This is a genomic window from Labrys sp. LIt4, assembly GCF_017813775.1.
In the GTDB taxonomy this organism is placed as follows: Bacteria; Pseudomonadota; Alphaproteobacteria; order Rhizobiales; family Labraceae; genus Labrys; species Labrys okinawensis_A.
This window is the reverse complement of sequence record NZ_JAGIPY010000001.1, coordinates 471,090-496,830: the sequence shown is the minus strand read 5'-3', so window position 1 is coordinate 496,830 and position 25,741 is coordinate 471,090. Positions and strand designations below refer to the sequence as shown.

Annotated in this window: 21 protein-coding genes; 4 read left to right on the top strand and 17 right to left on the bottom strand. The window is 64.9% G+C overall.

Annotation, left to right across the window (positions count from 1 at the left end; genetic code table 11):
- The 4 genes from J8I29_RS02300 (at position 1) to J8I29_RS02285 (ending at position 4,273) form a co-directional block, all read left to right on the top strand.
- The gene (locus J8I29_RS02300; protein WP_209430476.1) at positions 1-1,809 is read left to right on the top strand and encodes an ATP-binding cassette domain-containing protein; all 1,809 of its coding nucleotides are present in this window, start codon (positions 1-3) and stop codon (positions 1,807-1,809) included.
- A gap of 213 nt (positions 1,810-2,022) precedes the next feature.
- Positions 2,023-2,505, top strand: a complete 483-nt coding sequence (locus J8I29_RS02295) for an energy transducer TonB (RefSeq protein ID WP_209430475.1) — start codon at positions 2,023-2,025, stop codon at positions 2,503-2,505.
- A 90-nt stretch (positions 2,506-2,595) separates the two neighbouring features.
- Positions 2,596-3,216: a hypothetical protein gene (locus tag J8I29_RS02290; RefSeq protein ID WP_209430474.1), complete on the top strand. Its 621-nt coding sequence runs from the start codon at positions 2,596-2,598 to the stop codon at positions 3,214-3,216.
- A gap of 34 nt (positions 3,217-3,250) precedes the next feature.
- Positions 3,251-4,273, top strand: coding sequence for a magnesium transporter CorA family protein (locus tag J8I29_RS02285; RefSeq protein ID WP_209430473.1), 1,023 nt, complete (start codon positions 3,251-3,253; stop codon positions 4,271-4,273).
- A gap of 22 nt (positions 4,274-4,295) precedes the next feature.
- Here J8I29_RS02285 and J8I29_RS02280 read toward each other — a convergent pair whose 3' ends face one another.
- The 17 genes from J8I29_RS02280 to J8I29_RS02200 all read right to left on the bottom strand — a co-directional run bounded on the left by J8I29_RS02280 (position 4,296) and on the right by J8I29_RS02200 (position 25,551).
- Positions 4,296-4,592, bottom strand: a complete 297-nt coding sequence (locus tag J8I29_RS02280) for a hypothetical protein (RefSeq protein ID WP_105861556.1) — start codon at positions 4,590-4,592, stop codon at positions 4,296-4,298.
- Between the two features lie 129 nt (positions 4,593-4,721).
- The gene (locus J8I29_RS02275) at positions 4,722-7,865 is read right to left on the bottom strand and encodes an efflux RND transporter permease subunit (protein ID WP_105861555.1); all 3,144 of its coding nucleotides are present in this window, start codon (positions 7,863-7,865) and stop codon (positions 4,722-4,724) included.
- Between the two features lie 7 nt (positions 7,866-7,872).
- On the bottom strand, positions 7,873-9,234 hold the full coding sequence (locus tag J8I29_RS02270) for an efflux RND transporter periplasmic adaptor subunit (protein WP_209430472.1): 1,362 nt from the start codon (positions 9,232-9,234) through the stop codon (positions 7,873-7,875).
- A complete protein-coding gene (locus tag J8I29_RS02265; RefSeq protein ID WP_209430471.1) occupies positions 9,221-9,925 on the bottom strand; it encodes a TetR/AcrR family transcriptional regulator in 705 nt (234 codons plus the stop codon). The genes J8I29_RS02270 and J8I29_RS02265 overlap by 14 nt, the downstream gene beginning before the upstream one ends.
- Positions 9,926-10,227: 302 nt before the next feature.
- Positions 10,228-10,536 carry a Dabb family protein gene (locus J8I29_RS02260; RefSeq protein WP_209430470.1) on the bottom strand — a complete coding sequence of 103 codons (309 nt, stop codon included), beginning with the start codon at positions 10,534-10,536 and terminating at the stop codon, positions 10,228-10,230.
- An 89-nt stretch (positions 10,537-10,625) separates the two neighbouring features.
- The gene (locus J8I29_RS02255; protein WP_209430469.1) at positions 10,626-12,257 is read right to left on the bottom strand and encodes a GMC family oxidoreductase N-terminal domain-containing protein; all 1,632 of its coding nucleotides are present in this window, start codon (positions 12,255-12,257) and stop codon (positions 10,626-10,628) included.
- A gap of 100 nt (positions 12,258-12,357) precedes the next feature.
- The gene (locus J8I29_RS02250) at positions 12,358-13,134 is read right to left on the bottom strand and encodes a 3-ketoacyl-ACP reductase (protein ID WP_105861550.1); all 777 of its coding nucleotides are present in this window, start codon (positions 13,132-13,134) and stop codon (positions 12,358-12,360) included.
- A 15-nt stretch (positions 13,135-13,149) separates the two neighbouring features.
- The gene (locus tag J8I29_RS02245; protein WP_209430468.1) at positions 13,150-14,640 is read right to left on the bottom strand and encodes a GMC family oxidoreductase; all 1,491 of its coding nucleotides are present in this window, start codon (positions 14,638-14,640) and stop codon (positions 13,150-13,152) included.
- Between the two features lie 278 nt (positions 14,641-14,918).
- Positions 14,919-16,031 (bottom strand): ABC transporter ATP-binding protein, encoded by a 1,113-nt coding sequence (locus tag J8I29_RS02240; protein WP_105861548.1) that lies wholly within the window; start codon positions 16,029-16,031, stop codon positions 14,919-14,921.
- 4 nt (positions 16,032-16,035) lie between these two features.
- Positions 16,036-16,971, bottom strand: coding sequence for a carbohydrate ABC transporter permease (locus J8I29_RS02235; RefSeq protein WP_105861547.1), 936 nt, complete (start codon positions 16,969-16,971; stop codon positions 16,036-16,038).
- Complete coding sequence (locus J8I29_RS02230) at positions 16,971-17,900, bottom strand: sugar ABC transporter permease (RefSeq protein ID WP_209430467.1); 930 nt, start codon at positions 17,898-17,900, stop codon at positions 16,971-16,973. Before J8I29_RS02230 ends, J8I29_RS02235 begins: the two co-directional genes overlap by 1 nt.
- 137 nt (positions 17,901-18,037) lie before the next feature.
- Complete coding sequence (locus J8I29_RS02225) at positions 18,038-19,318, bottom strand: ABC transporter substrate-binding protein (RefSeq protein WP_105861545.1); 1,281 nt, start codon at positions 19,316-19,318, stop codon at positions 18,038-18,040.
- 54 nt (positions 19,319-19,372) lie between these two features.
- On the bottom strand, positions 19,373-20,818 hold the full coding sequence (locus tag J8I29_RS02220) for an aldehyde dehydrogenase family protein (protein WP_348535974.1): 1,446 nt from the start codon (positions 20,816-20,818) through the stop codon (positions 19,373-19,375).
- A gap of 80 nt (positions 20,819-20,898) precedes the next feature.
- Positions 20,899-21,672: an enoyl-CoA hydratase/isomerase family protein gene (locus J8I29_RS02215; protein WP_209430465.1), complete on the bottom strand. Its 774-nt coding sequence runs from the start codon at positions 21,670-21,672 to the stop codon at positions 20,899-20,901.
- 201 nt (positions 21,673-21,873) lie between these two features.
- Positions 21,874-23,466: an acyl CoA:acetate/3-ketoacid CoA transferase gene (locus tag J8I29_RS02210; protein ID WP_209430464.1), complete on the bottom strand. Its 1,593-nt coding sequence runs from the start codon at positions 23,464-23,466 to the stop codon at positions 21,874-21,876.
- A gap of 4 nt (positions 23,467-23,470) precedes the next feature.
- On the bottom strand, positions 23,471-24,493 hold the full coding sequence (locus tag J8I29_RS02205) for a Gfo/Idh/MocA family oxidoreductase (RefSeq protein ID WP_209430463.1): 1,023 nt from the start codon (positions 24,491-24,493) through the stop codon (positions 23,471-23,473).
- Positions 24,493-25,551: a LacI family DNA-binding transcriptional regulator gene (locus J8I29_RS02200; RefSeq protein WP_105861540.1), complete on the bottom strand. Its 1,059-nt coding sequence runs from the start codon at positions 25,549-25,551 to the stop codon at positions 24,493-24,495. Before J8I29_RS02200 ends, J8I29_RS02205 begins: the two co-directional genes overlap by 1 nt.
- Positions 25,552-25,741: the final 190 nt, after the last annotated feature.

The following is a 25,741-nucleotide window of genomic DNA, read 5'->3' as shown; positions in this document are numbered from 1 at the left end:
ATGGCTCCTCCCCTGCTCTTCCTGCGCGACGTCCATCTCACCTTCGGCGGCACCCCGACCCTGGAGGGAGCCGATCTGTCGATCGCCCCGGGCGAGAGGCTCTGCCTCGTCGGCCGCAACGGTTCCGGCAAGTCGACTTTGCTCAAGATCGCCGCAGGCCTCATCGAGGCCGATCGCGGCGAGCGCTTCGTGCATCCCGGCGCCACGGTGCGCTATCTGCCGCAGGAGCCGGATTTCAGCGGCTTTGCCACCACGCTCGCCTATGTCGAGGCCGGCCTCGGACCGGGCGACGATAATTATCGCGCCCTCTATCTGCTCAACGAACTCGGCCTGACCGGTGAGGAGAGCCCCGAGAACCTCTCCGGCGGCGAAGCCCGCCGCGCGGCGCTTGCCCGCGTGCTCGCCCCCGAGCCGGACATCCTGCTGCTCGACGAACCGACCAACCATCTCGATCTGCCGGCCATCGAGTGGCTGGAAAAGGAAATCGGCTCGTTGCGCTCGGCCCTGGTGCTGATCAGCCATGACCGGCGCTTCCTCGAGAACCTGTCACGCGCGACCGTCTGGCTCGACCGCGGCCAGACCCGGCGCACGGATCGCGGCTTCGCCTTTTTCGAGGAATGGCGCGACCAGGTGCTGGAAGAAGAGGAGCGCGACCGTCAGAAACTCGATCGCAAGATCGTCGCCGAGGAGCATTGGGTGCGCTATGGCGTGACCGCCCGGCGCAAGCGCAATGTCCGCCGCATGGCCAATCTCGCCGCCCTCAGACAGGAGCGCCGCGATGCCCGTCGCGTCACCGGAGCGGTGAAGCTGACGATGACGGAGAGCGAGGAAAGCGGCAAGCTCGTCGTCGAAGCGATCGGCGTGAACAAGGACTGGGGCGGCCCGCCGATCGTCAGGGATTTCTCCATCCGCATCGCCCGTGGGGACAGGATCGGCATCGTCGGCCCCAACGGCGCCGGCAAGACCACCCTGCTCAACCTGCTCACCGGTGCCGTCCCGCCGGACAGTGGCGTGGTGAAGCTGGGCGCAAGCCTGCAGATGGTGACTCTGGACCAGCGCCGTGAGAGCCTGGACCCGCAGACCACCCTCAGCGACACGCTCACCGGCGGGGGCTCCGACTATGTCGAAGTCGGCGGCGAGCGCAAGCATGTGATCGGCTATATGCGCGACTTCCTGTTCCCGCCGGAGCAGGCGCGCACGCCGGTTTCCGTGCTGTCGGGCGGCGAGCGCGGCCGGCTGATGCTAGCGCGCGCCCTGGCCAAACCCTCCAATTTCCTGGTGCTGGACGAACCGACCAACGACCTCGACCTAGAGACGCTCGATCTCTTGCAGGAGATGATCGGAGACTATCAAGGCACGGTGATCGTCATCAGCCATGACCGTGATTTCCTCGACCGGGTCTCGACCTCGATCCTGATGAGCGAAGGTGACGGGCGCTGGACGGAATATGCCGGCGGCTATAGCGACATGGTTGCCCAGCGCGGTGCGGGCGTCGCCCGCAAGGCGGCGGAGAAGGCCGAGACGCCCAGGCCGGCTGCGGCGGACCGTGCGGCACCGGAGCGAACCGGCAAGCGCAAGCTTTCCTTCAAGGAAAAGCACGCTCTCGAGACCTTGCCCGGCAAGATCGACCAGCTTGCCGCCAAGGCCGCGGACCTGCAGGAGCGGCTTGACGACCCCGATCTTTTCGCCAGGGATTCGAAAAAGTTCGCCGAGCTCAGCCAGCAGCTCGCCAAACTCGATGCCGAGAAGGCGCAGGCCGAGGAGGAATGGCTGACCCTGGAAATGCTGCGCGAGGAAATCGAGGGATGACCGGCTTTCGCCGAATGATCGCCCCGATGAGAATTATTCCATAGTAAAATCAAAAGCTTGCAATTCCCCTGGAAAGGCAACAAGGGTGTATTCCCCGGAGCATGGCGCGTTTGGATGGAAACGCTGTTTTGCTCTCGCTCGTCGGTTCAACGCGTCTTTGCGACCCTTGGCGATTTCGCCAGCCGCAAGGCGCTTCAGCTTCCCGGAACAACCATGTCTGCCTTCCGACGTTACGCGCTGATCCTGGCCTTGCTCGGAGCGCCCCAGGGAGCGCTTTTGGCCGCTTCTCCCGCTTGGGCCCGATCCAAGCCGGCTCCCGCCCCGCCGCCGATCACCGATGCCAAGAGCTGGCATGCCGCCCTGCTCAGGCAGGTGGCGGCCAGCACCCGGTTTCCGAACCTGCCTCAGCCTCCCTTGAAGGAGGGTGAGGTGCCTCCGCCCCTGCCATCCGGACAGGTCACGATCCAGTTTGTCCTCGACCGCAACGGGCAGGTGCATTCGGCCACGGTGATCCAGGGGTCCGGCCGGAGCGAATTCGACCAGGCCGCGCTGGAAGCGCTCAAGCGGGCCACGCCCCTCCCCAAACCGCCGGCCAATGTGACGGGAGAGAGCTTCTCGCTCCGGCTCCCGATAGTCTTCAGGGGCGGGTCCCAGCCTCAGAATACGCCCAAGGGCACGCCGCCTCGCGCAAATTGAGCGCGACAGGCCCGGCATCGTGCTTCATTCTGGCGGCTGCTGAATCGACGGCAGGCCGCCCCGCGCGGAGATGATGCGACGGAATCGAGCATGGTAGGAACCCTGACACCCTCGGGATCCGGAGATATCGGCCGGCGGCCGACGAAAGCCGAGCTGGAGCGTGCCCTGGCGGATGTCGCGATCGTGCCCATCACCCACATGGCTGCGGCGATCGACGATGTGCTCGCCCGGTTTCGGCAGACGCATTGCAATGGCGGCGCCCTGTTTGCGGCTTTCGAGATCGGCGCCGAACCGGCTCTGGATTGGTACGTCGCACGCGGCCAGCTGCATCTCGACGGCATTCTAGCGCGTCTCCTGGTCCACCCGGCCATCCGGGCCGGCCTGCCGGATCTGAGGATCGATACTGCCGTACCACTTCCCGACATCGGCTTGGAACCTCGTGACGGCCTGGAGATCGACGGCTTGCTCGCCAGGGCGCTCTACCATGGCGGCGCCTATTGGCACGCCACCGGCTCGGGCATGCCGGAAAAGACCTTGGCCCTGCGCTTCTGCGATGCCCTGTTCGAGCTGCGCTTCGACGAGATCGCGGTCTATACCAGCGGCAAGGCCTGGACCGACTGGTTCTACGACATTGCCTGGGATGAGACTTTCGTCGTGCTTGACAAGCGCTGTCGGCGGCTTTTTCTGCTGGCCGTGACCGATACCGATTGAAATCACGCCGGCGCCCTCTTTCCCCGCTAGCGGGATGGTCAACCCTCATACCCTTGTCGCAGGGCCTGCTATGATCATCACACATCGCTTGTGCCCGACGACCAAGGACAGGCTGTTGCCCCATACGCTGCAACCCGGTGAGCCCCTCGCGGGGGACGTCCTGTGGATCGACCTGCTCAACCCGACGCGCGAGGAGGACCAGCAGGTCGAGACGCTGCTCGGCATCGCCATACCCACCCACGAGGACATGGACGATATCGAACCCTCCGAACTGATCTGGTCGGAGAACGGCACGCGCTACATGACCACCCGTCTCCTGGTGAACGTCAACACCAGCGAGCCGGACATTTCGGCGGTGACTTTCATCCTCACGGCCAACGTATTGGTGACTGTGCGCTACAGCGAGCCGAAATCCTTCACCACCTATACCGGCCACGCGGTCAAGGCCGGCGGCTGCGGGGGCAGCCCCGAGGCGATCATGGCCGGGCTGATCGATGCCATCATCGACCGGGCGGCGGAGGTGCTGCAGGACACCGGCGAGCGGCTCGATGCGCTCTCGCGCGGCGTATTCAAGGATGCCGTCAAGCAAAGCAATCGCAACGCCACCCTGCAGCGCACCTTGCAGGCGCTCGGCCGGCATGGCGACCTCGTCTCGAAATCGCGTGAAAGCCTGGTCTCGATCGAGCGGGTGCTGCTGTGGTTCTCGGCGGGCCTCAAGGCCGCCAAGGTGCCCTCGGAACTGCGCGAGGAGGTCAAGATGACGCTGCGCGACCTGCAGTCACTCGAGGAGCACGCGACCTTTCAGTCGGGCAAGATCCAGTTCCTGCTCGACGCCACGCTCGGCCTGGTCAATCTGGAACAGAACAACATCATCAAGCTCTTTTCGGTGATGGCCGTGATCTTCATGCCGCCGACGCTGGTAGCTTCGATCTACGGCATGAATTTCGAGTACATGCCGGAGCTCAAATGGGCGCATGGCTATCCGATGGCCCTGATCCTGATGGTGGTGGTCGCCATCGCTCCCTATGTGCTGTTCCGCTGGAAGAACTGGCTGTAGGACAAGCCGCCGGCAAAATCCGCTATTTGTTTGCGGCGGGCTTCGCCAGGGCCGCCCGGCCCCGCGGGGTCAGGCAATAGCCGATGGCTCGGTAGCCCGCCTTGATCACCGCGATCGAATCCATCTGGCTGGGCAATTCCGATCGTGTTTTCCGCGAACCGTCCGGCAGCTGGAAGACGGCCTCGCACCAGCCGAACTTCCGGCACATATGTCCGGCCTGCCCGCTGATGGAGGGCCTCAGTTCCCCTGCTTCAAGGGCCGTCAGATAAGCTCTTTCGCGAGGGGTTGGATCGCGGTCCGGCAAGGGCATGAAGTTCATGACAGTCCCTATGTCGCTTTCGATGATGCCGGCGCCTGCCGAATCGTGAGGAGTTGGTAATGACCGACGCCTCGAACGGGGCGCCGACGAAATGTCCAAAGCGGCTGGAGGACATTGGATGTTTCCGCTCTATTCCGCCGCCGCGGCCGTGCCCCTGCCGCCATGGCCGCCATCCAGGGCGGCCGGCGCACCGGCTGCCGGTGTTTCGTCCTTCGGCCCCACCAGAGGGCCGAAGAGGAAGGAAATGCCGCGGGTGAGATCGTCCATGACCGCATAGAAGGACGGTACGAAGATCAGCGATAGCAGGGTCGAGACGATCAGGCCGCCGATCACGGCGATCGCCATCGGCGCCCGGAACTCGCCGCCGTCGCCATGCCCCAGGGCCGTCGGCACCATGCCGGCCACCATGGCGATGGTGGTCATCACGATCGGCCGCGCGCGCTTGCGCCCGGCATCGATAATGGCGTCGTGGCGGTGCATGCCGTGCTTGACCCGCTCCACCGCGAAGTCGACAAGCATGATGGCGTTCTTGGTGACGATACCCATCAGCATCAGGATGCCGATCACCACCGGCATCGAGATCGAGTTGTGAGTGGCGAGCAGCGCCAGGACCACCCCGAGCAGCGACAGCGGCAGCGAGAGCAGGATGGTGATGGCGTGGAAGGGGCTGCCGAGCAGCAGCACAAGCACGCCCGCGACCATCAGCAGGCCCGTCCCCATCGCCATGGCGAAGCCCGAGAACACCTCGGCCATCACTTCGGCGTCACCGGTCGGCGCGAAAACCACGCCCTTGGGCAGGTTCTTGGCCTCCGGCAGGGCCATCGCCAATTCCAGCGCCTCGCCGATCTCGAGCCCCTTGCGCAGGTCGGCGCCGATCTTGATCTGCCGCTCGCGGTCGTTGCGCTCGATCGAGGTCGGCCCCTGGCCGAACTCGACATCCGCCACCGCCGACAGCGGCACGCTGCCGCCGGAGGCGGTGGTCAGGCTCAGCGCCTCGATCAGGCCGAGATTGCCGCGGGACTCCTCGGTCAGCTGCACGCGGATCGGCACCAGCCGGTCCCCGGCATTGAACTTGGCCAGATTGGCGTCGATATCGCCGATGGTCGCCACGCGCACCGCTTCCGAGATCTGTTCGGTGGTGATGCCGTAGCGGGCGGCATCGTCGGTTCGCGGCAGGATGCGCACTTCCGGTCGTTCGAGACCGGTATTGGCGGCGACATTGTTGAAGCCGGGCACATGGCGCATGGCGCCTTCCAGGCGCGACGACGCCAGGGCGAGGGCCTTGGGATCATTGCTCTTCAGCGCCAGGTTGACGTCGCGCTCGCCATTGTCGTTGACGCGCCAGGCCCGCATGTCGGGAATGGCGGTGAGGATGCGCGCAATGTCGTCCTGGATGGCGAGTTGATGGCGCGCACGCGTCTCCCGCTTGGTGAGCTTGACATAGATCGCGGCGCGCCGCGGGTCGAGCTGCCCGGTCGGCGAGGTGCCGCCGATGACGAAGACCTGCTCGACTTCCGGGATCTTGCGGATGGCGGCGACCACCTCGTCGGTCTTGGCCTGGGTATTCTCGAGCTTGCCGCCCGGCGGAAGCTCGGCGGAGATGACGACGCGGGCGTTGTCCTCGGGCGGAATGAAACCCTGAGGCAGTAGGCCCATCAGGCCGAACGTCACGACCAGGAGCCCGAAGCCGGCGACGATGGTCAGGTAGGGCGAGAACCAGCGCGCCAGCGTCATTTCCAGAAAGCGGGTATAGGCCCGCATGATCCGGCCATCCCGTGCTTCGACATGGGCGTGCGGCCTGAGGAAATAGGCCGTCATCATCGGCGTGATCAGGCGTGCCACCAGCAGCGAGAAGAATACCGCCACCGCCACCGTCAGGCCGAACTGCTTGAAATATTGGCCGACGATGCCGCCCATGAAGCTCACGGGCGCGAAAATGGCGATGATCGTCATGGTGATCGCCATCACCGCGAGGCCGATCTCGTCCGCCGCTTCGATGGAGGCGCGGTAGGGCGACTTGCCCATCTTCATGTGCCGGACGATGTTCTCGATCTCGACGATGGCGTCGTCGACCAGAATGCCCGTGACCAGCGTGATGGCGAGCAGGCTGACGAGGTTGAGCGAGAAGCCCATCATGCTCATCGCCCAGAAGGCCGGGATGGCCGAGAGCGGGAGGGCGATGGCTGCGATCAGCGTGGCCCGCCAGTCGCGCAGGAAGATCAGCACGACGATGACGGCGAGAATGGCGCCTTCGACCAGGGTCTGCATCGCCGCTTCGAAATTGCCATAGGTCGAGGCGACACCGTCATCCACCACCGCATAGCTGACTTCCGGATTGGCGTCGTGCAGGGCCTTGATCTTGGCGGCGACGGCCGCCGCGACTGTGGTGTCGCTGGCGCCCTTGGAGCGGAAGACCGAGAAGGCGACGATCGGCGTCGAGCCGTTGATGCGCGCGAACGAGGTCTGGTCGGCATAGGCATCGGTGATGTCGGCAATCTCGTTGAGCCGTACCTGCCGGCCGCCGGGCAGCGTGATCTTGGTCTCCTTGAGCTCGTCGATCGTATGGGCACCGGCCAGGGTCCGGATGGCCTGCTCGCGATTGCCGACCTCGCCCTTGCCGCCCGACAGATCGACCGTCGTCGCCTTCAGCACGCGGTTGACGTCGGCGGCGGTGATGCCGAGCGAGAGCAGCCGATCCGGATCGACGGCGACGCGAATTTCACGCGTCACGCCGCCGATACGGTCGACGCGGCCCACCCCGCGCAGGCTCTGCAGATCCCGCTTCACCACATTGTCGACATGCCAGGACAGCTGCTCCAGCGTCATGCCGGGCGCCGTGGCGGAATAGGTCATGATCGACTGCGACTCGATTTCGAGGCGCGCGACCACCGGCTCCTCGATGTCGCGGGGCAGTTCGGTGCGGATCTTGGTCACCGCATCCTTGACGTCGTCGAGGGCACGGTCTGTGTTGGTGCCCAGCCAGAACTCGATGGCGACCGTCGAGGTGGAGTCGGTGATGGTCGACTGCACATGCTTGACGCCGGCGACACTGGTGACGGCATCCTCGATCTTGCGCGTCACCTGCGTTTCCAGCTCGGAAGGCGCGGCGCCGACCTGGGTCACCGTCACGGTGATCACGGGAATGTCGATATTGGGGAATTTCGTGATCGGCAGGTTCTGGAACGAGACCCAGCCAAGCGCCATCAGCACCACGAACAGGACGATCGAAGGCACCGGATTGCGGATGGACCAGGCGGAGACGTTGAAAGACATCGGCGCCTCACTTGGACTCGGTGCCGGGCTGGGCGGTGCCCGCCGCGACGGCGCTGACCTTGTCGCCGTCACGCACGAAGGTGCCGGCGGTGGCGATCACCGTGTCGCCGGCCTTGACGCCCTCGACTACCTCGGCCTGCTTTTCGGTACGCAGGCCAAGCTTGACCGGGGTGGTCGCGACGACACCGTCATGCACGATCTGCACCGTCGCGCCATCCTCGGTATAGAGCACCGCCGATTGCGGCACGAGCACGCCGGTATGGCTGGCGACCGCTACGCTGGCGCGGCCAAAGGCACCGATCGTCAGCCCCGGGGCCTGATCGATGGCGATGCGCACACGGCCCAGGCGCGTGACCGAATTGACCTCGGGCGAAACCAGGCGCACGCGGGCCGTGAAAGGCTCCTTGCGGCCCGCGGTGGTGACCTCGGCCGTCATGCCGGGCCGCATCCGCGCCAAAGTTGCCTCCGGTACATCCGCTTCGAGCTCGATGTCGCCGTCGCGAATGATACGGAACAGGGGGTCGCCGGAAGCTGAGGCGATCGCGCCGATGCGGGCGGCCCGCCGGCTGATCACGCCCGCCGCCGGCGCGCGCACCTTGGTATGCTCGAGCCGCACCATCAATTCGGAACGCTGGGCATCCGCGAGCTTCTTGTCGGCCTTGGCCACGGTCAAAGCGTGTTCGGCCGATGCCGCCCGCGCATCCGCCATCTTGGCGGCGGCTTCGCGCTGGTCGAGCTGTTCGGCCGTGGTGTTGCCGGTCCGGACCAGGGCCTTGGAACGCGCATAGGCACTGGCGGTCTGGTCCTGATTGGCCTTGGCCTCGGCGATGGCGCTCTCGGCCTGCGCGATCGCAGCCTCCGCCCTGGCGGTCTGCGCCTCGTTCTGGGCGAGCGAAGTATCGATGGTGGTGGTCGAGAGCTCGGCCAGCACCTGGCCCTCACTCACGCGGTCTCCTTCCTCCACCATGATCTTGTCGACGGCATAGCCCTCGATCTGGGGAGAGACCATGATTTCCTCGCGGGCCACCAGATTGCCGGTCACCACGGCATGCTCGGTGATGGCGCCGGTCACGGCCGAGGTTACGGTGACGGCCGGCGGCTTGGTGACCACCACGGGCGGCGGCGGCGGGTTGAGACGGGCCATCAGCGGCTCGCGATAGGCATAGAGAACCGCTGCCGCGATGATGACGACGAGCATCAGGATGGTAAGCTTGGTATACCAAGGCGTGCGGCGATATTCCCCCGCCTCCGCATGGGACCGGCCGGACAGGCGCATCGCCGCCAGGCTCGCCTCGTCGGCAAAGCCTTCCTCCCGCCGCTGCCGCTCGCCATCGCGCACGGGCCGGTTCTGCTTTTCAACCGCGGACATGAGGGTTTCCTTCCGAAACGGGCGGTGCGCCCGAAGAATCTGAAATCGCAGACAAAGGACGGTCGAGCTCGATCTTTCCCGACAGCAAGGCGTCCATGACGTTCACCAAAAGCCGGAATCCTTCCTCGACGTCGAAATCGGGTTCGAGGGCGCGGCGGGTGAACAGCCCGTCTCCCATCGCCGAAAGCACGGTGATCACGGCGGCGCTGTCCACCGATGTAGGTATCTGGCCGGAGGTCTTGGCCGCATTCAGGATCGCGACCATGAAGTCGTTCACCTCCCTGTCGACCGCCGCACACATCTCCGCGACCTGCGGGTTGCGACTGGCTTCCGCCCAGATCTCCATAAACTGAACGCAGCGCTCGCGCGGCGTTTCGAGGAAATGCTTGCGCCCCAGCGCGATGAAGGACCCCATAACATCGCTGGAACGCGCCACATTCATGAAATCGGCACTGAAACGTTCGCGATCGCGCTCAATCAGGCCCGACACCAAAGCCTCCTTGGAGGAAAAGTAGCGGTAGAGATTGCCGGCGCTCATGCCGGCTTCCCTGGCAACGTCCTGCATGGTGGTGCGGTGAAATCCGGTGCGCTGGATGCACACCTCGAAGGCATCGAGAATGTGATTTCGACGCGCGTCGATTCCCTTTGCACCCGCGGGCAGCGGCGGTGCCACCCCTGCTTCGATCGCCACTATCGCAACCTCTAATGAGAATGAACGTTCATTCTCATTATCAGAGATTGTGCAGGAAGCCAAGCCACACCCTTACGACCGGGCGGGATCATGCTTCTCAAGCAGCGGCGGAAATAAGGCGAAAGGCGTACATCCGCGCGAGAACGCCCGCCAGATTCACCGAAACCAGCGCAAAAAGCCCCTCGGCAATGCGAGAGGCGCTTGATATCGCAGTTAACAGGGAGTTGTGGCCCCGGCACTCGACTCAGCCAGGCCGAGTACCCGGCCGGAGGATGAGGATAGAGACGGGCCCGAACTCGCGATCAGGCTTCGAAGTCGAGCACCAGCAGGCCATCGACACCGCCTTGCGTCGCGGCGACGAGTGCCTTGGCCACCTTGGCGTGATGCGGGTGGGGCAGATAGGCGTCGCGGGCCGAAGCATCGACGAAGTCCACGGTGAAGGCGTGGCTATAGCCACGCGCCAGGCCTTCGGGGCTGTTGTCGGCACCGACCGCTATCTGCAGGATGCCCGGAATTTCGGTCTTCATACCGCGGATGGCGGCCTGCAAGGCCTCGGTCTCGGCCTGCGGCAGATCCGTCCGCAGGCGGGCCAGAACGATATGGCGGATCATGGTGCTCTCCTACTCAGTTCGAAATGACTTTCCACGAATCGTCATTTCCTCTAACTCTTTGTTTTAACGCGATTTCTTGAACGAAAAGCCTATCTCTGGAAAACACGCTGGGGTCCGAAATTGACGGCGGGGAGCGGCTGCTTGCCGGCAATGAGATCGGCCCCCTTCTCACCGATCATGATGGTCGGCGCATTGGTGTTGGAGGAATTGACGATCGGCATGATGGAGGAATCGCAGACGCGTAATCCCTCCAGCCCCCTCACCTTGAGTTCGGGCGTCACCACGGCCATATCGTCGATCCCCATCTTGCAGGTGCCGGCGGGATGATGGTCCGTTTTGCAGGTCCGGCAGGCATAGTCGCTCAGATCCGCCTCGCTGACCTTGTCGGGGCCCGGCATGCGTTCGGCCAGGATGAAGGGGGCGAGTGCCTTCTGCCGCAGGATCTCGCGCGCCATGCGCAGCCCCTCCAGTGACATCGCCTTGTCGTAGGGATCGGACCAGTAATTGGGATCGATGAGCGGATGATCGGCCGGGTCGGCGGATCTGAGCCGCACGGTGCCGCGTGAGCGCGGCTGCAGGAAGGCCGAATTCAGCGTCACGCCGGCATTGCGCAGCCGGGCGACGCCCGCCTCGATGCCCGAACCCGAACCGAGATGAAACTGGATGTCGGGCGAACGGGCGCCCTTGTCGGCATAGGCAAAGCCGCCGGTCTCGAACAAAGTGGAGGCCACCGGCCCTTTCTTGAACAAGAGATATTGCAGCCCGGCCCAGGCGGTGCGGTGCGGCTTGGCGACATTGTCATAGGTGTGGTCGCCGGTGCATTCGGCGATGACATAGAGGTCGAGATGGTCCTGCAAATTCTCGCCGACGCCCGGCAGATCGTGCACCACCTCGATGCCGACCTCGCCCAGATGCGCGGCCGGACCGATACCGGAGAGCATCAGCAGGCGCGGCGAGCCGATGGCGCCGGAGGACACGATGACCTCGCGCTCGCAGCGCAGCTCGCTCCTGCCGCCCTGCCCGGCGATCTCGACACCGACGGCCCGCCCCTTCTCGACCAGGATGCGGGTCACCATCACGTCGGTACGGATGCTCAGATTCGGCCGCTTGCCCTTGAGCGGCTTCAGATAGGCTGCCGCGGCGGAGGAACGCCTGGCATCGCGCACCGTCACCTGGTAGTGCCCCACGCCTTCCTGGCTGGCGCCGTTGAAATCGGCATTGTAGGGCAGGCCATATTCCTGGCCGGCCCGGATGAAGGCCTCGTTGATCGGCAGCGGATTGATGGGAATGGAGACGCCGAGCGGCCCGCCGGCCGCATGGTAGCTGTCGATGAAGCGCTGATTGTCCTCGGCCCGCTTGAAATAGGGCAGGACCTCGGCATAGCTCCAACCGGCGCAGCGATGCTCATAGGCCCACAGATCGTAGTCGCTCGGATTGCCGCGGGTATAGATCTGCGCATTGATGGACGAGCCGCCGCCCAAGACCTTGGCCTGGGTGTACCAGAGCACCCGCCCATCCAGATGCTTCTGGGGCACCGTGGACCAGCCCCAGCTGGCGATGCCCTTGGTCATCTTGGCAAAGCCGGCCGGCATGTGGAAGAAGGGGTGGCTGTCTTGCCCGCCCGCCTCGATCAAGAGGACCTTGACGCCCGGATCCTCGCTCAGCCTTGCCGCCAGGGCACAGCCGGCGGGACCGGCGCCGACGATGATGTAGTCGGTCATGGCGCGCGCTCTCCGGGTGCGCGGGCATCTTGCCCGCTCTTGGAAACGGTGCGCTTGTGCATTGGAAGGGCGGACAAGATGTCCGCGCACCCGGGCGTCATCACAGCCTCGATATCGAGAGCGCGCCGTCGCAGGCGATGGCACTGCCGGTGGCGAAACCAAAGGAGCTGCCGGCGAGCGCCAGCGCCATCTGGGCGACGTCAGCGCCCTCCCCCCAGCGCCGGGCCGGCACCACGCCCTGGTCGATCACGGCCTGGTACTTGTCGGCGACCACGGCCGTCATGTCGGTGCGGATCACGCCTGGGCGGATCTCGAACACGGGGATGCTGTCCGGCGCCAGGCGGACGGCGAGATTCTTCACCCACATCGAAAGCGCCGCCTTGGAGACGCAATAGTCGGCCCGCTCGGGCGAGGCCATTTCGGCGCTGACCGAGGTGATGAACAGGATGGAGCGGTTGCGCACGGGCTTTTGCGGCGGCGGCAGCTTCAGCATGGTGCGGGCAACCACCTGGCTGAGAAACATCGCCCCGCGCATGTTGACGTTCATCACCCGGTCGAAATTGCCGGGTTCGAGGTCGAGCAGGTCGCCTCGGACCGGCGAGCCGATGCCGGCATTGGAGACGAAGCAGTCGAGCCGGCCATAGCTCGACAGCACCTCGTCGACCAGGCCCTGATGGCTGGCGAGGTCCGCGACATCGTTCTGGAAGAACAGCGCCGCGCCGCCTGCCTGGCCGATCGCCAACTCGGCATCGTCGATGTCGTCATTGTCGACGATATCGGTGAAGGCGATGTCATAGCCGCCTTCGGCGAAGGCCACCGCGATGGCAAGGCCGATGCCGCGACGGGCACCGGTGACGAGAACAACGGGACGGCTCATCGGTTCAGCTCCGTTTCACGAATATGCATGTTCACGAATATGCCTGGCGGTCCGCAGGGATAGGGCAGCCACCGTCAGCGACGGATTGACGGCGGCCGAGGTTACCAGGGTCGAGGCATCGGCGACGAACAAATTGGGGTGGTCGAAGGCCCGGCCGAAGGGGTCGAGCGGCGCCTCCCGGGGATCGACGCCGATACGGATGGTGCCGCATTGATGCGAAGGGGTCTTGCGATCGAACAGGTGGGTAAGCACGATCGGAAAGCCGGCCTGCTTCAGCGCCTGGCGCATCACCCCCTTCAGCCCCTCATGCGCGGTCATGTTGGAGCGGCGCCATTCCAGCACGATTTTCTCACCGTCCAGCCGGACGCGGCTCGAGGGATCCGGCAGGTCCTCGCTCATGATCAGGAAGTCGATGGTCTTGCGGGCAACCGCGTTCAGCATGAATTCGGGCACCTTGCGCAGGTCCGATTTCAGGATTGTCCCGGAGACGCGGCCGAGCAATTGGACATTGCCGAGCGGCGGACCGCCCTTGCCGTCCCCGAGATAGAAATCATTGAGCCCGAAGGTCTTCTGGTAGATCGAATCGTTGGTGAAGCGCGGATCGACGCCGATCATCGCCGACAGGTTGTGGTTCATGAAATGCCGGCCCACCATGCCGGAGCGGTTGGCGAGCCCCTCGGGCGACGATGCCAGCAGGATCGCCGCCGAGCGCACCGCCCCGGCGGCCAGCACGACGAGGCGCGGTGTGACGCGCTTGAGTTCGCCCGCCTCCCGATATTCCACCGCCTCGATGCGCCTTCCGTCGGAGGCCGGGATCAGGCGGCGCACCTCACAATGGTTCTTCAGCCGGACATTGGCATGTTCGAGTGCCGGCAGCAGGGCGCAGGTCTCCGCATCCATCTTGCCGGTGCGCGCATCGGGAAAGGCGTCCCAGGGTGTGCGGCCATGGGAGAGCCAGGTGTCGATATCGACGCCGAGCGGCAGGGAGAACGGCTTCAACCCGATGCGGGAAAGGCGTTCACGCACTTCGGCGATCGCCCTCTCGTCCGGCACGGGCGGAAAGGCGTAGTCGCCGTTGCGAGGCGGCTCGGTGGGGTCCTCGCCGGCCTTGCCGCGCACCTTGAAGAGCCGCTCGGCCTCATCGTAGTAAGGCGCGAGTTCACCATAGCGGAACGGCCAGGCGGGAGCATCGCCGTCGGCATGGGCGATGCCGTCGAAATCCTCGGCGCGGTAGCGCAGCAGCACCGCGCCGTAGAATTTCGAGTTGCCACCATTGCAGTAGTAATTGCCCGGATTGAACGGCCGGCCGTCGCTGTCGTACCAGCTCTCCTCGGGGCGGAAGAAACCCCGCTGGAAGATCGCGCGGGCATCCCGGTTCTCGGGCCTGGCTGGCAATTGGCCACCCTTGTCGAGGATGAGGATCTCCGCCCCGCTCGGCGCCAGGGCATGAGCGATCGTCGCTCCGCCCATGCCGGCGCCAATGATGACGATATCAGGCGAAGGCATGCAGATTCCAATCGGCGCTCGCAGGTGATGAAGAACGCGACGCCAGCCGCGTCCTTCGCCCGGTTGTTGCGGGGAGAAGTCCGCCCTTGCTTCGCAGGGGCGAGGGATGAGGGGCCGTATAGCGCGTGCAGAATAGAGGATTGCGCCGCCCCTCACCTCTATCCTCTCCCCGTAAACGGGGCGAGGAGGCGCAAACGTCCAGCCATATTCTTTGGCCTGCCATCTCGCTCAACCCTTCAGCTACCTCTTATCCGCATGGAAGTGGTGTAACGAGTGAATTACAGCCTCTTCCCGCTCGCCGGATCGAACACCACGGCCTTGTCGAGATTGAAGGCGAAGGGCAGTTCCTGTCCCGGCGCCACCGCGGCGTCGGAGCGCATGCGCGCCGTCACCTCCTTGCCGCCGAGATGGGTGACGACGAAGGTGTCGGCCCCCGCAGGTTCCACCACGTCGACCACCGCGCTCACCGTCTCGATCGCCCTGGAATTGCGATCGGCGCTGTCATGGTCGGTGATCGCTTCGGGCCGGATGCCGAAGATCAGCTCGCGGCCATCCTCCAGCGGCTCGCCGGCGATCTCTTCGGGCACCGGCAGGCTGACGCCGCCTCCACTCTTGTTGAGGATCTTCAGCACCGTCCGGCCGTTTTCCCGCGCCGCCTTGGCCTGGATCAGGTTCATGGCGGGCGACCCCATGAAATCGGCGACGAAGAGGTTGTTGGGCTTGTTGTAGATCTCCGCGGGGGTACCCACCTGCTGCAACTCGCCATCCTTGAGCACGGCGATCTTGGTGGCCAGCGTCATCGCCTCGATCTGGTCATGGGTCACGTAGACGATGGTCTTGCCGGTGGTGGCATGCAGGCGCTTGATCTCGACGCGCATGTCGACGCGCAGCTTGGCATCGAGGTTGGAAAGCGGCTCGTCGAACAGGAAGAGCTTGGGATCGCGCACCAGGGCCCGGCCCATGGCGACACGTTGGCGCTGGCCGCCCGACAGCTGCGAGGGCCTCCGGTCAAGCAGATGGCCGATCTGCAGCGTCTTGGCGACCTGCGCCACGGCGCTGTCGCGCTCAGGCTTGGGAACGCCGCGCATCTCCATGCCGAAGGCGATGTTCTGCCCCACCGTCATGTTGGGATAGAGCGCGTAGCTCTGGAACACCATGGCGATGTCTCGCTTGGAAGGATGCAGGTCGTTGATCTTGTTCGAGTCGACCCGGATCTCGCCTTCGGTGATGTTCTCCAGCCCCGCGATGGTGTTGAGCAGGGTCGACTTGCCGCAGCCGGAGGGGCCGACCAGCACGAGAAAGCCGCCCTTGTCGAGGTCGAGATTGATGCCCTTGAGGATTTCGACGGCGCCGTAGCGCTTCTTGAGATTGTTGATTTCCAGGAACGCCATTGGGTCAGCCTTTCACAGCGCCCGCCATCAGGCCACGCACGAAATAGCGGCCGGCGACGATATAGACGAAGAGGGTGGGAAGGGCGGCGATCATCGCTGCCGCCATGTTGACGTTGTATTCGACCGCGCCGGTGGTGGTGTTGACCACGTTGTTGAGCGCCGCCGTCATCGGCATCACGTCGCCGGTGCCGGCGAAGGCGGAGGCGAACAGGAAGTCGTTCCAGATGTTGGTGAACTGGTAGATCACCGTGACCACGAAGATCGGGATCGAATTGGGCAGGAGAATGCGCCGGAAGATCTGGAAGAAAGAGGCGCCGTCGACCATCGCCGCCCGCACGAGCTCGTTGGGGAACGCCTCGTAGTAATTGCGGAAGAACAAGGTGGTGAAGCCGAGGCCATAGACCACATGCACGAAGACGAGGTTGAAGGTGGAGGAGCCGAAGCCGAGCGAGGTGCCGATGGCCGACTGCAGGAAGGAGCCGACACCACCGAACTTGCCGAGCACAGTCGCCATCGGCAGCAGCACCGACTGGAACGGGATGAAGCAGGCGAACAGCATCATGGCGAAGACCAGCTTGTGGCCGGGAAAACGCCATTTCGTCAGCACGTAACCGTTGAGCGCGCCGAGTATGGTGGAGATCGCCACGGCGGGAACCACCATCTTGATCGAGTTCCAGAAATAGCCCTTGATCCCCGCGCAGGTGAGGCCGACGCAGGTCTCGTTCCACGCCTTCAGCCAGGGCTGCACCGTCGGTGACGTCGGCAGAGCGAGCATGTTGCCGCCCTGGATCTCGTCCATGGTCTTGAACGAGGTGGTCAGCATCACGAACAGGGGCACGAGATAGACGAAGGCGAAGATCAGCAGGAGGCCGTAGATCACGACGCGGCTGACCCAATTGGAGCCGACCGGCCCCGAAACGTCCCGGGTGGCGGCGCTCATCACTTCTTCTCCCGCAATTCGGAATAGAGATAGGGCACGATGATGGCGCTGATCGTCATCAGCATGATCACGGCGCTGGCCGAGCCGATCGCCATCTGATTGCGCTTGAAGGTGTACTCATACATGAAGTTGGACGGCAGCCAGGCCGAGCCCCCCGGCCCGCCCGAGGTCAGGGCGACCACAAGGTCATACGACTTGATCGCCATATGGGCGAGCACGATGAAGGCGGACAGGAAGACCGGGCGCAGGATCGGGATGACGATGCGCCAATAGACCTGGAAGGTCGAGGCGCCATCGATCTGGGCGGCCTTGAGCATCTCGCCGTCGACGCCGCGCAAGCCGGCCAGGAACATCGCCATCACGAAGCCGGAAGCCTGCCAGACCCCGGCGATCACCACCGTGTAGATCACCCGGTCCTTGTTCTTGATCCAGTCGAAATGGAAGCTAGTCCAACCCAGATTGTGCAGGGTCGCCTCCAGGCCGAGGCCGGGGTCGAGAAACCATTTCCAGGCGACCCCGGTGACGATGAAGGACAACGCCATCGGATAGAGATAGATCGGGCGCAATATGCCCTCGCCCCTGATCCGCTGGTCGAGCAGGATGGCGATGAACAGGCCGAGCACCATGCAGATGCCGACATAGAGTACGCCGAAGACCGCCATGTTGGTGATCGAATAATACCAGCTGGACGGCGGATCGCTTTCGAAGCTCCAGCCCCACAGGCGCTGATAAGCGAGGCCTCCCGTCAGCTCATAGCTCGGGAAGGTCTTGGAATTGGTGAAGGACAGATAGATCGTCCACAGGATGAACCCGTAGACGAACACCAGGATCGCGGCGAAGCTCGGGGCCAGCACGATCTTGGGCAAGGCGTCCTGAAGTTTCTCGCGCAAGCCCGCGCGAGGCGGCGCGCTCGTCGTAGCCAATGTCATGAAGGTTCCCCGCTTTTTGTTCTTTGAGCCCAACCCGCAAAAGGCGCGCTGTCATCCCCGGCGCCACCGCAGGTGGCGCCGGGGATGACGATCTCGAATTCCGTGGCTCTCGATGTCACAAGAGCTCTCGGTCACGCTTACTTGGCTTCGTCGATGGCCTTGACGAGCTGGGCGACGGCCTCGTCCGAGGTCTTGATCTGGCCGTTGAAGAACTTGTCCACGACGTCCTTGTAGGCAGTGGCGATGGCGGGCGGGGCGCCATAGCCCTGGGCGAGCGAACCGAACAGGGTGCCGCCGTCATTGGCCTTCTTCAGATCGGCGATACCCTTCTTGCCGCAGGCGTCGAAGTCGGTATCCGGCACGTCGGTACGAGCTGGAACCGAGCCCTTGACCACGTTGAAGGAGGACTGGAAAGACTTGGACAGCGTCGCCTTGGCGAGCGCGACCTGGGCTTCCTTGCGATCGTCCGGAACAGCGAACATGCCGAACATGTCGGAGTTGTAGACGACGCTGCCGTCGGTGCCGGGGAAGCGCATGCAGATATAGTCGGTGCCCGGGGTCTTGCTGGCAGCCTTGAACTCGCCCTTGGCCCAGTCACCCATCACCTGCACCAGGGCATCGCCCTTGATCACCATGGCGGTGGTCAGGTTCCAGTCACGGCCCGAGAAGTTCGGATCGACATAGGCCTTGAGCTTGGCCAGGTTGTCGAAGGCCTTTTTCATGGTGTCCGACTTCAGCGAGGCTTCGTCGAGGTCGTTCATCGCCTTCTTGTAGAACTCGGGGCCGCCAGTGGAGAGCACGACCGAGTCGAACATGGTGGCTTCCTGCCAATCCTGGCCGCCGAGGGCGAGCGGCGTCACGCCGGCCGCCTTGGCCTTGTCGAGCAGCGCGATGAAATCGTCGAAGGTCTTCGGCTCGGTGCCGCCGATCTTGTCCATCACCGCCTTGTTGATCCACAGCCAGTTGACCGAATGGACATTGACGGGAACCGCGACCCACTTGCCGTCGGAAACGGCGAACTTCTGCAGCGGCGCCGGCACGACCTTGTCCCAGCCTTCGGACTTGGCAAGCTCGGTCAGGTCGCCCATCTTGCCGGCGGCGGCATAGTCGAGCACGGTATAGCCGAGCATCTGCGATGCGGTCGGGTTGTTGCCGTTGGCGACCATGGCCTTCAGCGCGGTCATGGCAGCGTCACCGCCGCCGCCGGCCACCGGCACGTCCTTCCAGGCATAACCTTCGGCGGCGAGATCCTTCTTGAGCACGCTGAGGGCCGCGGCCTCGCCGCCGGAGGTCCACCAGTGCAGCATCTGCACTTCCTTGGTCTGCGCCTGCGCCGCGCCGGCAAGGCCCAGGCTCGCAAGTCCAAGGCTTGCAGCGGCAAGCGCCACGCCTGCGATCAGTTTGGTACGAACGGTCATCTAATCCTCCCATGACCATGATTGCCGGATACGTTCCGGCGACGTCTCAATCGCCTACCGTGGCAGCCACCAGGCCGTACGCGGTCCGCAATGAAGATGCATCGTCTTTTCCTCGGTGTAGTCAGCCGCGGCATTGCGGCCGAGTTCCCGTCCGATCCCCGATTGCCTGAAGCCACCGAAGGGCAGCTCGGCAGCGCCGTCCATGAAGGTGTTGGTCCATACCGTGCCCGCCTTGAGTCGCCTGGAGACCCCGACCGCCGTGTCGAAATCCCGGCTCCATACGCTGGCCGACAGACCGTAATCCACGCCATTGGCGATGGAAATGGCCTCCTCGGCACGGGCGAAGTGCATCACCGTCGCCACGGGCCCGAACACTTCGTCGCGGGCGATCGCCATGGAGGCGCGCGCGCCGGCGACGACCGTGGCCGCCATGAACTGGCCGGCATCACTCTCGAGCCGGCTGCCTCCCAGCGCGATCTCGGCCCCCTCCGCCCTGGCGGCGGCGACATGCCCCTCGACCTGGGCGAGATGCTGCGGGGAGATCAGCGCGCCGACGAGCGTGGCCGGATCCAGCGGGTCGCCGACCACGACCTCGCGCGAGCGCTTGACGAATTCGGCCTCGAACTCGGCCGCGACGTCCTGGTGCACCAGGAGGCGGCTGCCGGCATTGCAGCATTCGCCGGCATTGAAATAGGAGCCGAACACGGCGGCATCGAGCGCCGCATCGAGATCGGCATCGGGAAAGATCAATTGCGGATTCTTGCCGCCAAGCTCCATCGACAGCTTCTTCAGCGTGCCGGAGGCCGCCGCCATCGCCGCCTTGCCCACCCGGGTGGAGCCGGTGAAGGAGACCATGTCGACACGGTGATCCGTGGTCATCGGCCCGCCGATCTCGGGGCCGTAGCCGGAGAGAATGTTGGCCACACCTTCGGGCAGGCCGGCCTCGGCCAGCAGATGGCCGAGCAGCAGGGTGGAGCCCGAGGTCATCTCGCTCGGCTTGACCACCGCCGTGCAGCCGGCCGCAAGGGCGAAAGGCAGCTTCTGGCTGACGATCAGGAACGGGAAGTTCCAGGGCGTGATGATGGAGACCACGCCGATGGGTTCGCGCATCACCAGGCCGAGCTTGTTGGCACCGATGGTGTTGTAGCTCTCGCCATGCAGGTCGCGGGCTAGGCCTGCCGCATAACGCCAGATGTCGACGGCGCCGGCCATTTCACCGCGGGCCTGGCTGATCGGCTTGCCGGCTTCGAGGCTGTCGAGCGTGGCGAAGATCTCGAGCCTTTCCTCGATCAGGTCGGCCACCTTGTGGATGAGGCGCGAGCGCTCGGCGCCGGTCATCGAAGGCCACGGCCCCTCGTCGAAGGCCTTGCGCGCGGCAGCCAGGGCACGATCGAGATCGGCGGCGCCCGCCTGCGGATAGAGGCCCACCCGCTCGCCATGACCGGGGCTGAGACGTTCGATGGTTTTCCCCTCGGCGGCAGGCCCGAAGGTCCCGGCGATGAAAAGCTGATGCTCGCGGGGAATGCCGGCGAGCGCTGCGGCGAAACGAGCCTTGTCGAGGCGGACGGCGATCGTCACGGTCATTGTCCCTTGAACTGGGGCGGGCGCTTCTCGACGAAGCTGGCGACGCCCTCCTTGAGATCGTCGGTGTAGGAAACCAGCGATCCGGCGAGTATCTCGATGGCGGCGGCGGCATCCTCGCCCTCCGCCGCATTGATCATCTGCTTGGCCACGGCGTTGGCGACGGGCGCGCGCGCCGAGATCTTGCGCGCGAGCTCGCGCGCCTGCTCGAGCCCCTGCCCCCTGGGTGCGATCTCGTCGATCAGGCCGAGTTGCAGGGCCCGCTCGGCCGTGACGATCTCGCCGGTGAGGGCAAGGCGGCGCACCGCGGCCGCGCCGAAGCGGGTGACGAGGCGCTGCGTACCGGACCAGCCCGGCACCATGCCGATACCGGTCTCCGGCAGGCCGAACTTGGCCTGTTCCTCTGCGATGCGGATATCGGCCGTCGCCGCCAGTTCGAGGCCGCCGCCCAGCGCATGCCCGTTGATCGCGGCAATCAGCGGCGCGCGCAGCCGTGTCAGGGCGTCGAAGACACGATGGCCGTCGCGCACCCAGCGCTGGCCCATGTCGAGGGGCGAAACCTTGCCCCAGGCGGCAATGTCGCCGCCTGCGCAGAAGCCCTTGCCCTCACCGGTGAGGATCGCGGCCCGGATGGAGCCGTGCCGATCGATACGCTCGGCCGCTGCCGCAAGGCCGGCAATCATCGCCTCGTCGAGGGCGTTGAGCTTTTCGGGCCGCGCCAAAGTGATGATGGCGATGCTGTCTTCGATGTCGAGGCGGATGGGGTCAGACATATCGAATCCTCGACGGTGTCGCGCTCACACCCCTCATCCCCCTGCCGGGACCTTCTCCCGCAAGGGGAGAAGGAGGTTTATTTGGATGGCGAAAAGCAGGTTGAAAGCCGACCAAACGCGACCACCCTACCCAATCCAATGCCTTCTCCCCTTGCGGGAGAAGGTCCCGGCAGGGGGATGAGGGGTAAAAACGCCGACCCATCACAGCTGTCCTCCCCCCAGATCCAATCCGATTGGCTCCGGCCGGAACAGCGCAGCATCCATCACCTTGAGGCCGTCGGCGACACCGAGCGGAAACTCGGCCTGGGCCAACACGTCGCGCTGGAGGTCGACGCCGGGCGCGATTTCCGTGACCACGATCCCCTTATCGGTCAGCTTGAGCACGCAGCGCTCGGAGACATAAGTGATGTCCTGTCCCTGCGCGACCGCACGGCGGCCGGAGAAGGAGACGTGCTCCACGGCCTCGACCAGCTTCCTAACCTTGCCTTCCCTGGAAATCACCAGCGCGCCGTTTTCGACGGCAAGGCCGGCGGCAGCCGTGAAGAAGCCGGAGAAGATGATGCGCCGGGCCCGCGCGGTGATGTCGACGAAACCGCCCGCCCCGGCCGTCACATGCGGGCGCACGCCGAGCTTGGAGACGTTGACGCTGCCCTCGCGGTCGATCTGCAGGAAGGAGAGCAGCGAGGCATCGAAGCCGGCCCCCTGGAAATAGGTGAACTGATAGGGCGACGGCATGATCGCCTCGGCATTGGAGGCGCAGCCGAACTGGAAATCGAGCAGCGGCACGCCGCCGACGGCGCCCTGCTCGATCACCCAGGTCACCTCGCCATGCCGCCCCTCCTCGATGAGGATGCGCGGCACATTGGCCGAAATGCCGAAGCCGATATTGACGGCATCGCCATGGCGCAATTCCTGCGCCACCCGGCGGGCAATCACCTTGGAAACGCCGAATTCGGGGATTTCGAAGCTCGACAGAGGGCGGAAGATCTCGCCCGAGATTGCCGGCTCGTAGGGCGTCTGCGTCGTCTGCATCTGGTCCGGCGCGACGACGATGGCATCGACCAGGACGCCCGGCACCAGCACATTCTGGGGCTTGAGCGTGCCGCTTTCGGCAAGGCGCTTCACCTGGGCGATGACGAGGCCGCCATTGTTGCGCACGGCCAGCGCCTGGTCGAGCGGGCCGAGATAGCCGCCTTCATGCTCATAGGAGAGATTGCCGCGCTCATCGGCCGTGGTGGCGCGGATGATGGCGACCTTGGGCACGATGGTCTTGAAATAGAGCCAGTCCTCGCCGTCGAACTCGACCTTGCGCACGATCGGCGTCTCGGCCGCCCGCTCGTTCATGGCGCAACCTTCGCGAGCCGGATCGACGAAGGTGTCCATGCCGATCTTGGTGAGCACGCCCGGCCGCTTGGCAGCCGCCTCGCGATGCATGTCGAACAGAATGCCGGAGGGGATGTTGTAGGCGGGGATCTCGTTGCCGGTGATCATCTTCCAGATCGCCGGCGGCTCCGCCGAAGAGGGGCCGGACGGATAGGAGCCGCCGAGGATGCGGGCGAGCAGGCCTGATTTGGCGATATGATCGACGCCCTTGATGCCCCACATGTCGCCGGCCGCGATGGGGTGCAACGTGGTGAGGTTGCGCGGGTGCCCTGTTGCATCGAAACGGCGGCCGATGGCGGCGAGCATCGCGTCCGGGCAGCCCAGGCCGGAGGAGGAAGACACGGTCACCACGGCACCGTCGGGTATGAGCGCGGCAGCCTGGTCGGCGGAAAGGACTTTCGGGAAGGCCATCGGATCAGAGCCCCGGCTCGACGGCGACTTCGCGGCCGGTTTGGGCCGATTTCAGCACGGCCAAGGCCAGTGCCATCGAGCGGATGCCGTCTTCGCCGGTGGCCGACGGCGTTCCCTTGCCGCGCACGGCGTTCTGGAAATTGGCGACACTGCGGACATAGAGGTTTTCGGGCTCCAACGGCAGCTTGTGTTCGCCGGACGCATTGCGCAGCACGACCTCGCCGACGGGTTTTTGCGTCATGCAATTGGTGCCGATCAGCGAGCCCTCGCTGCCATGCACTTCAAAGCCCGTATTGGCATAGGCCGTGGTGAAGGCGTCATGGAACTGAGCCAGCAGCCCGCTTTCGAAGCGCACCACGCCCATGACGCCGTCTTCGATGCCGGCGCCGCCCATGCCGCCCTGCTGGGTGAAAGCGGTTGTCGCCACCGGCTCCTCGCCGAGCACGAAACGCAGCGTGTCGGCGTCGTGCACGGTGATGTCCATCACCACGCCGGAGCCGGCCTTGGCATCCCTAATGCGCCAGCCCTGCAGATGGGGCGGCAGATAGACCGCATGGAAGACCCGGGCGAACAGCGGCCTGCCGATCTTGCCGGAGGCGACGGCCTCGCGCATGGCGCGGAAGGCGGCGGCATTGCGCAGATGGTGGTTGGTGCCCATGAGGACGCCGGCTTCCCTGCAGGCGGCGACCATGCGGTGCGCATCGGACAGCTTGAGCGCCAGCGGCTTCTCGCACAGCACGTGGATGCCGGCCTTGGCAGCGGCCAGGGTCTGCGCCTTGTGCTTTTCGTTGGTTGTGGCGATGTAGACGGCATCGATATCCTTGGCGAGCAGGGTCGCCAGGCTTCGGGTCGAGTGGGGGATGCCGTTTGCCTTGGCATAGGCCTTGCCGCGCTCGGCATCGGAGGACATCACGCTGACGATCTCGCCGCCCGTCTCGCGGATGGCCCCGATCATCCATTCCTTGGCGATCGTCGTGGCGCCGACGATTCCCCAGCGCAAGCCTCTTCTCGTTACGCCTTGGGCCATTATGCCGTCTCCTTGAGGATGGTACGTCCATGAGCGCCGCAGGATTCACGGACCACCAGGCGGGTCGTGCCGATGAAGGACATCGCCTCGGGATCGGCTCCGTCGATCAGGCCCAGCAGGCTGCGGGCCGCACGCGTGCCCATGATCCTGGTATCGGCATTGACGGTGGTGAGGGGCGGCGCATTGTGCTCGGCCTCGACGATGTCGTCGAAGCCGATCACGGCGAAGTCGATGCCGACACGAATGCCGCGCAAGCCGAGGGCTCGGGTCGCTCCCATCGCCACGATGTCGTTGTAGCAAAAGGCGGCGGTCGGCTTGTGGATGCTGGCCAAGGCCGCGGTGATCGCCTCGGCGCCGCCGGCACGCGTCGGCATCGCTTCGAAGATCAGTTCGTCCCGCAGCGGCAGGCCGGCTGCGATCATCGCGTCGCGATAGCCGGAAATGCGTTCATTCTGGGTGGTCATGGTGCCGAAGCCACCGAGAAAGGCGATCGAGCGATGGCCGAGATTGATCAGGTGGCTCACGGCCTCGCACGCGCCGGTGCGGTTGTCGGGGCCGATATAGGGCAGGCTGCTGCCCTCGACCCGGCGCATGGTCAGCACCATCGGCAGGGAGCGCGGCAGGGTCTCGGCCAGCGACCAGACATCGGTACCGCGAGCCGGGCTCATGATGATGCCGGCAACCCCATGCTCGCGCAGGGATTGCAGCACGCGGGTCTGGCGCTCGACGTCTTCGTTGGTGTTGGCCAGGATGGGCACGAAGCCCATATTGTGCAGCCCGTCCTCGATGCCGACGGCAAGCTCGGTGAAGAAGGGGTTCATCAGGTCGGAGATCACCATGCCCACGAAGCTCGAACGGGCGGTGCGCAGGCTTGCGGCCGAGCGATTATAGACATAGCCGAGCTGGTCGATGGCCCTGATGACGCGATCGCGTGTGGCCGACTTGACGAGCGGGGATTCCTTGAGCACCAGCGACACGGTCGATTTCGACACGCCGGCGGCCCTGGCAATATCGATGATCGTCGTGGCCCGGCTTACGCCGCGCTTGCCTCCGCCCATCCTCGCGCTCCCTCGGCCGGCCTCTAACCGGGCCGGTGAGCAATATTTTTGGAACGTTCCTACAGCTCTGTCAATACCGCTTTCGATTGGAGGGGAACCTATTGATGCAAAAGAATAAATCTTATCCAAAGTGAAATATTCTTGACTTTGGAACGTTCTAATTGACATGTTTGTCCCCAAGGTCGCGACG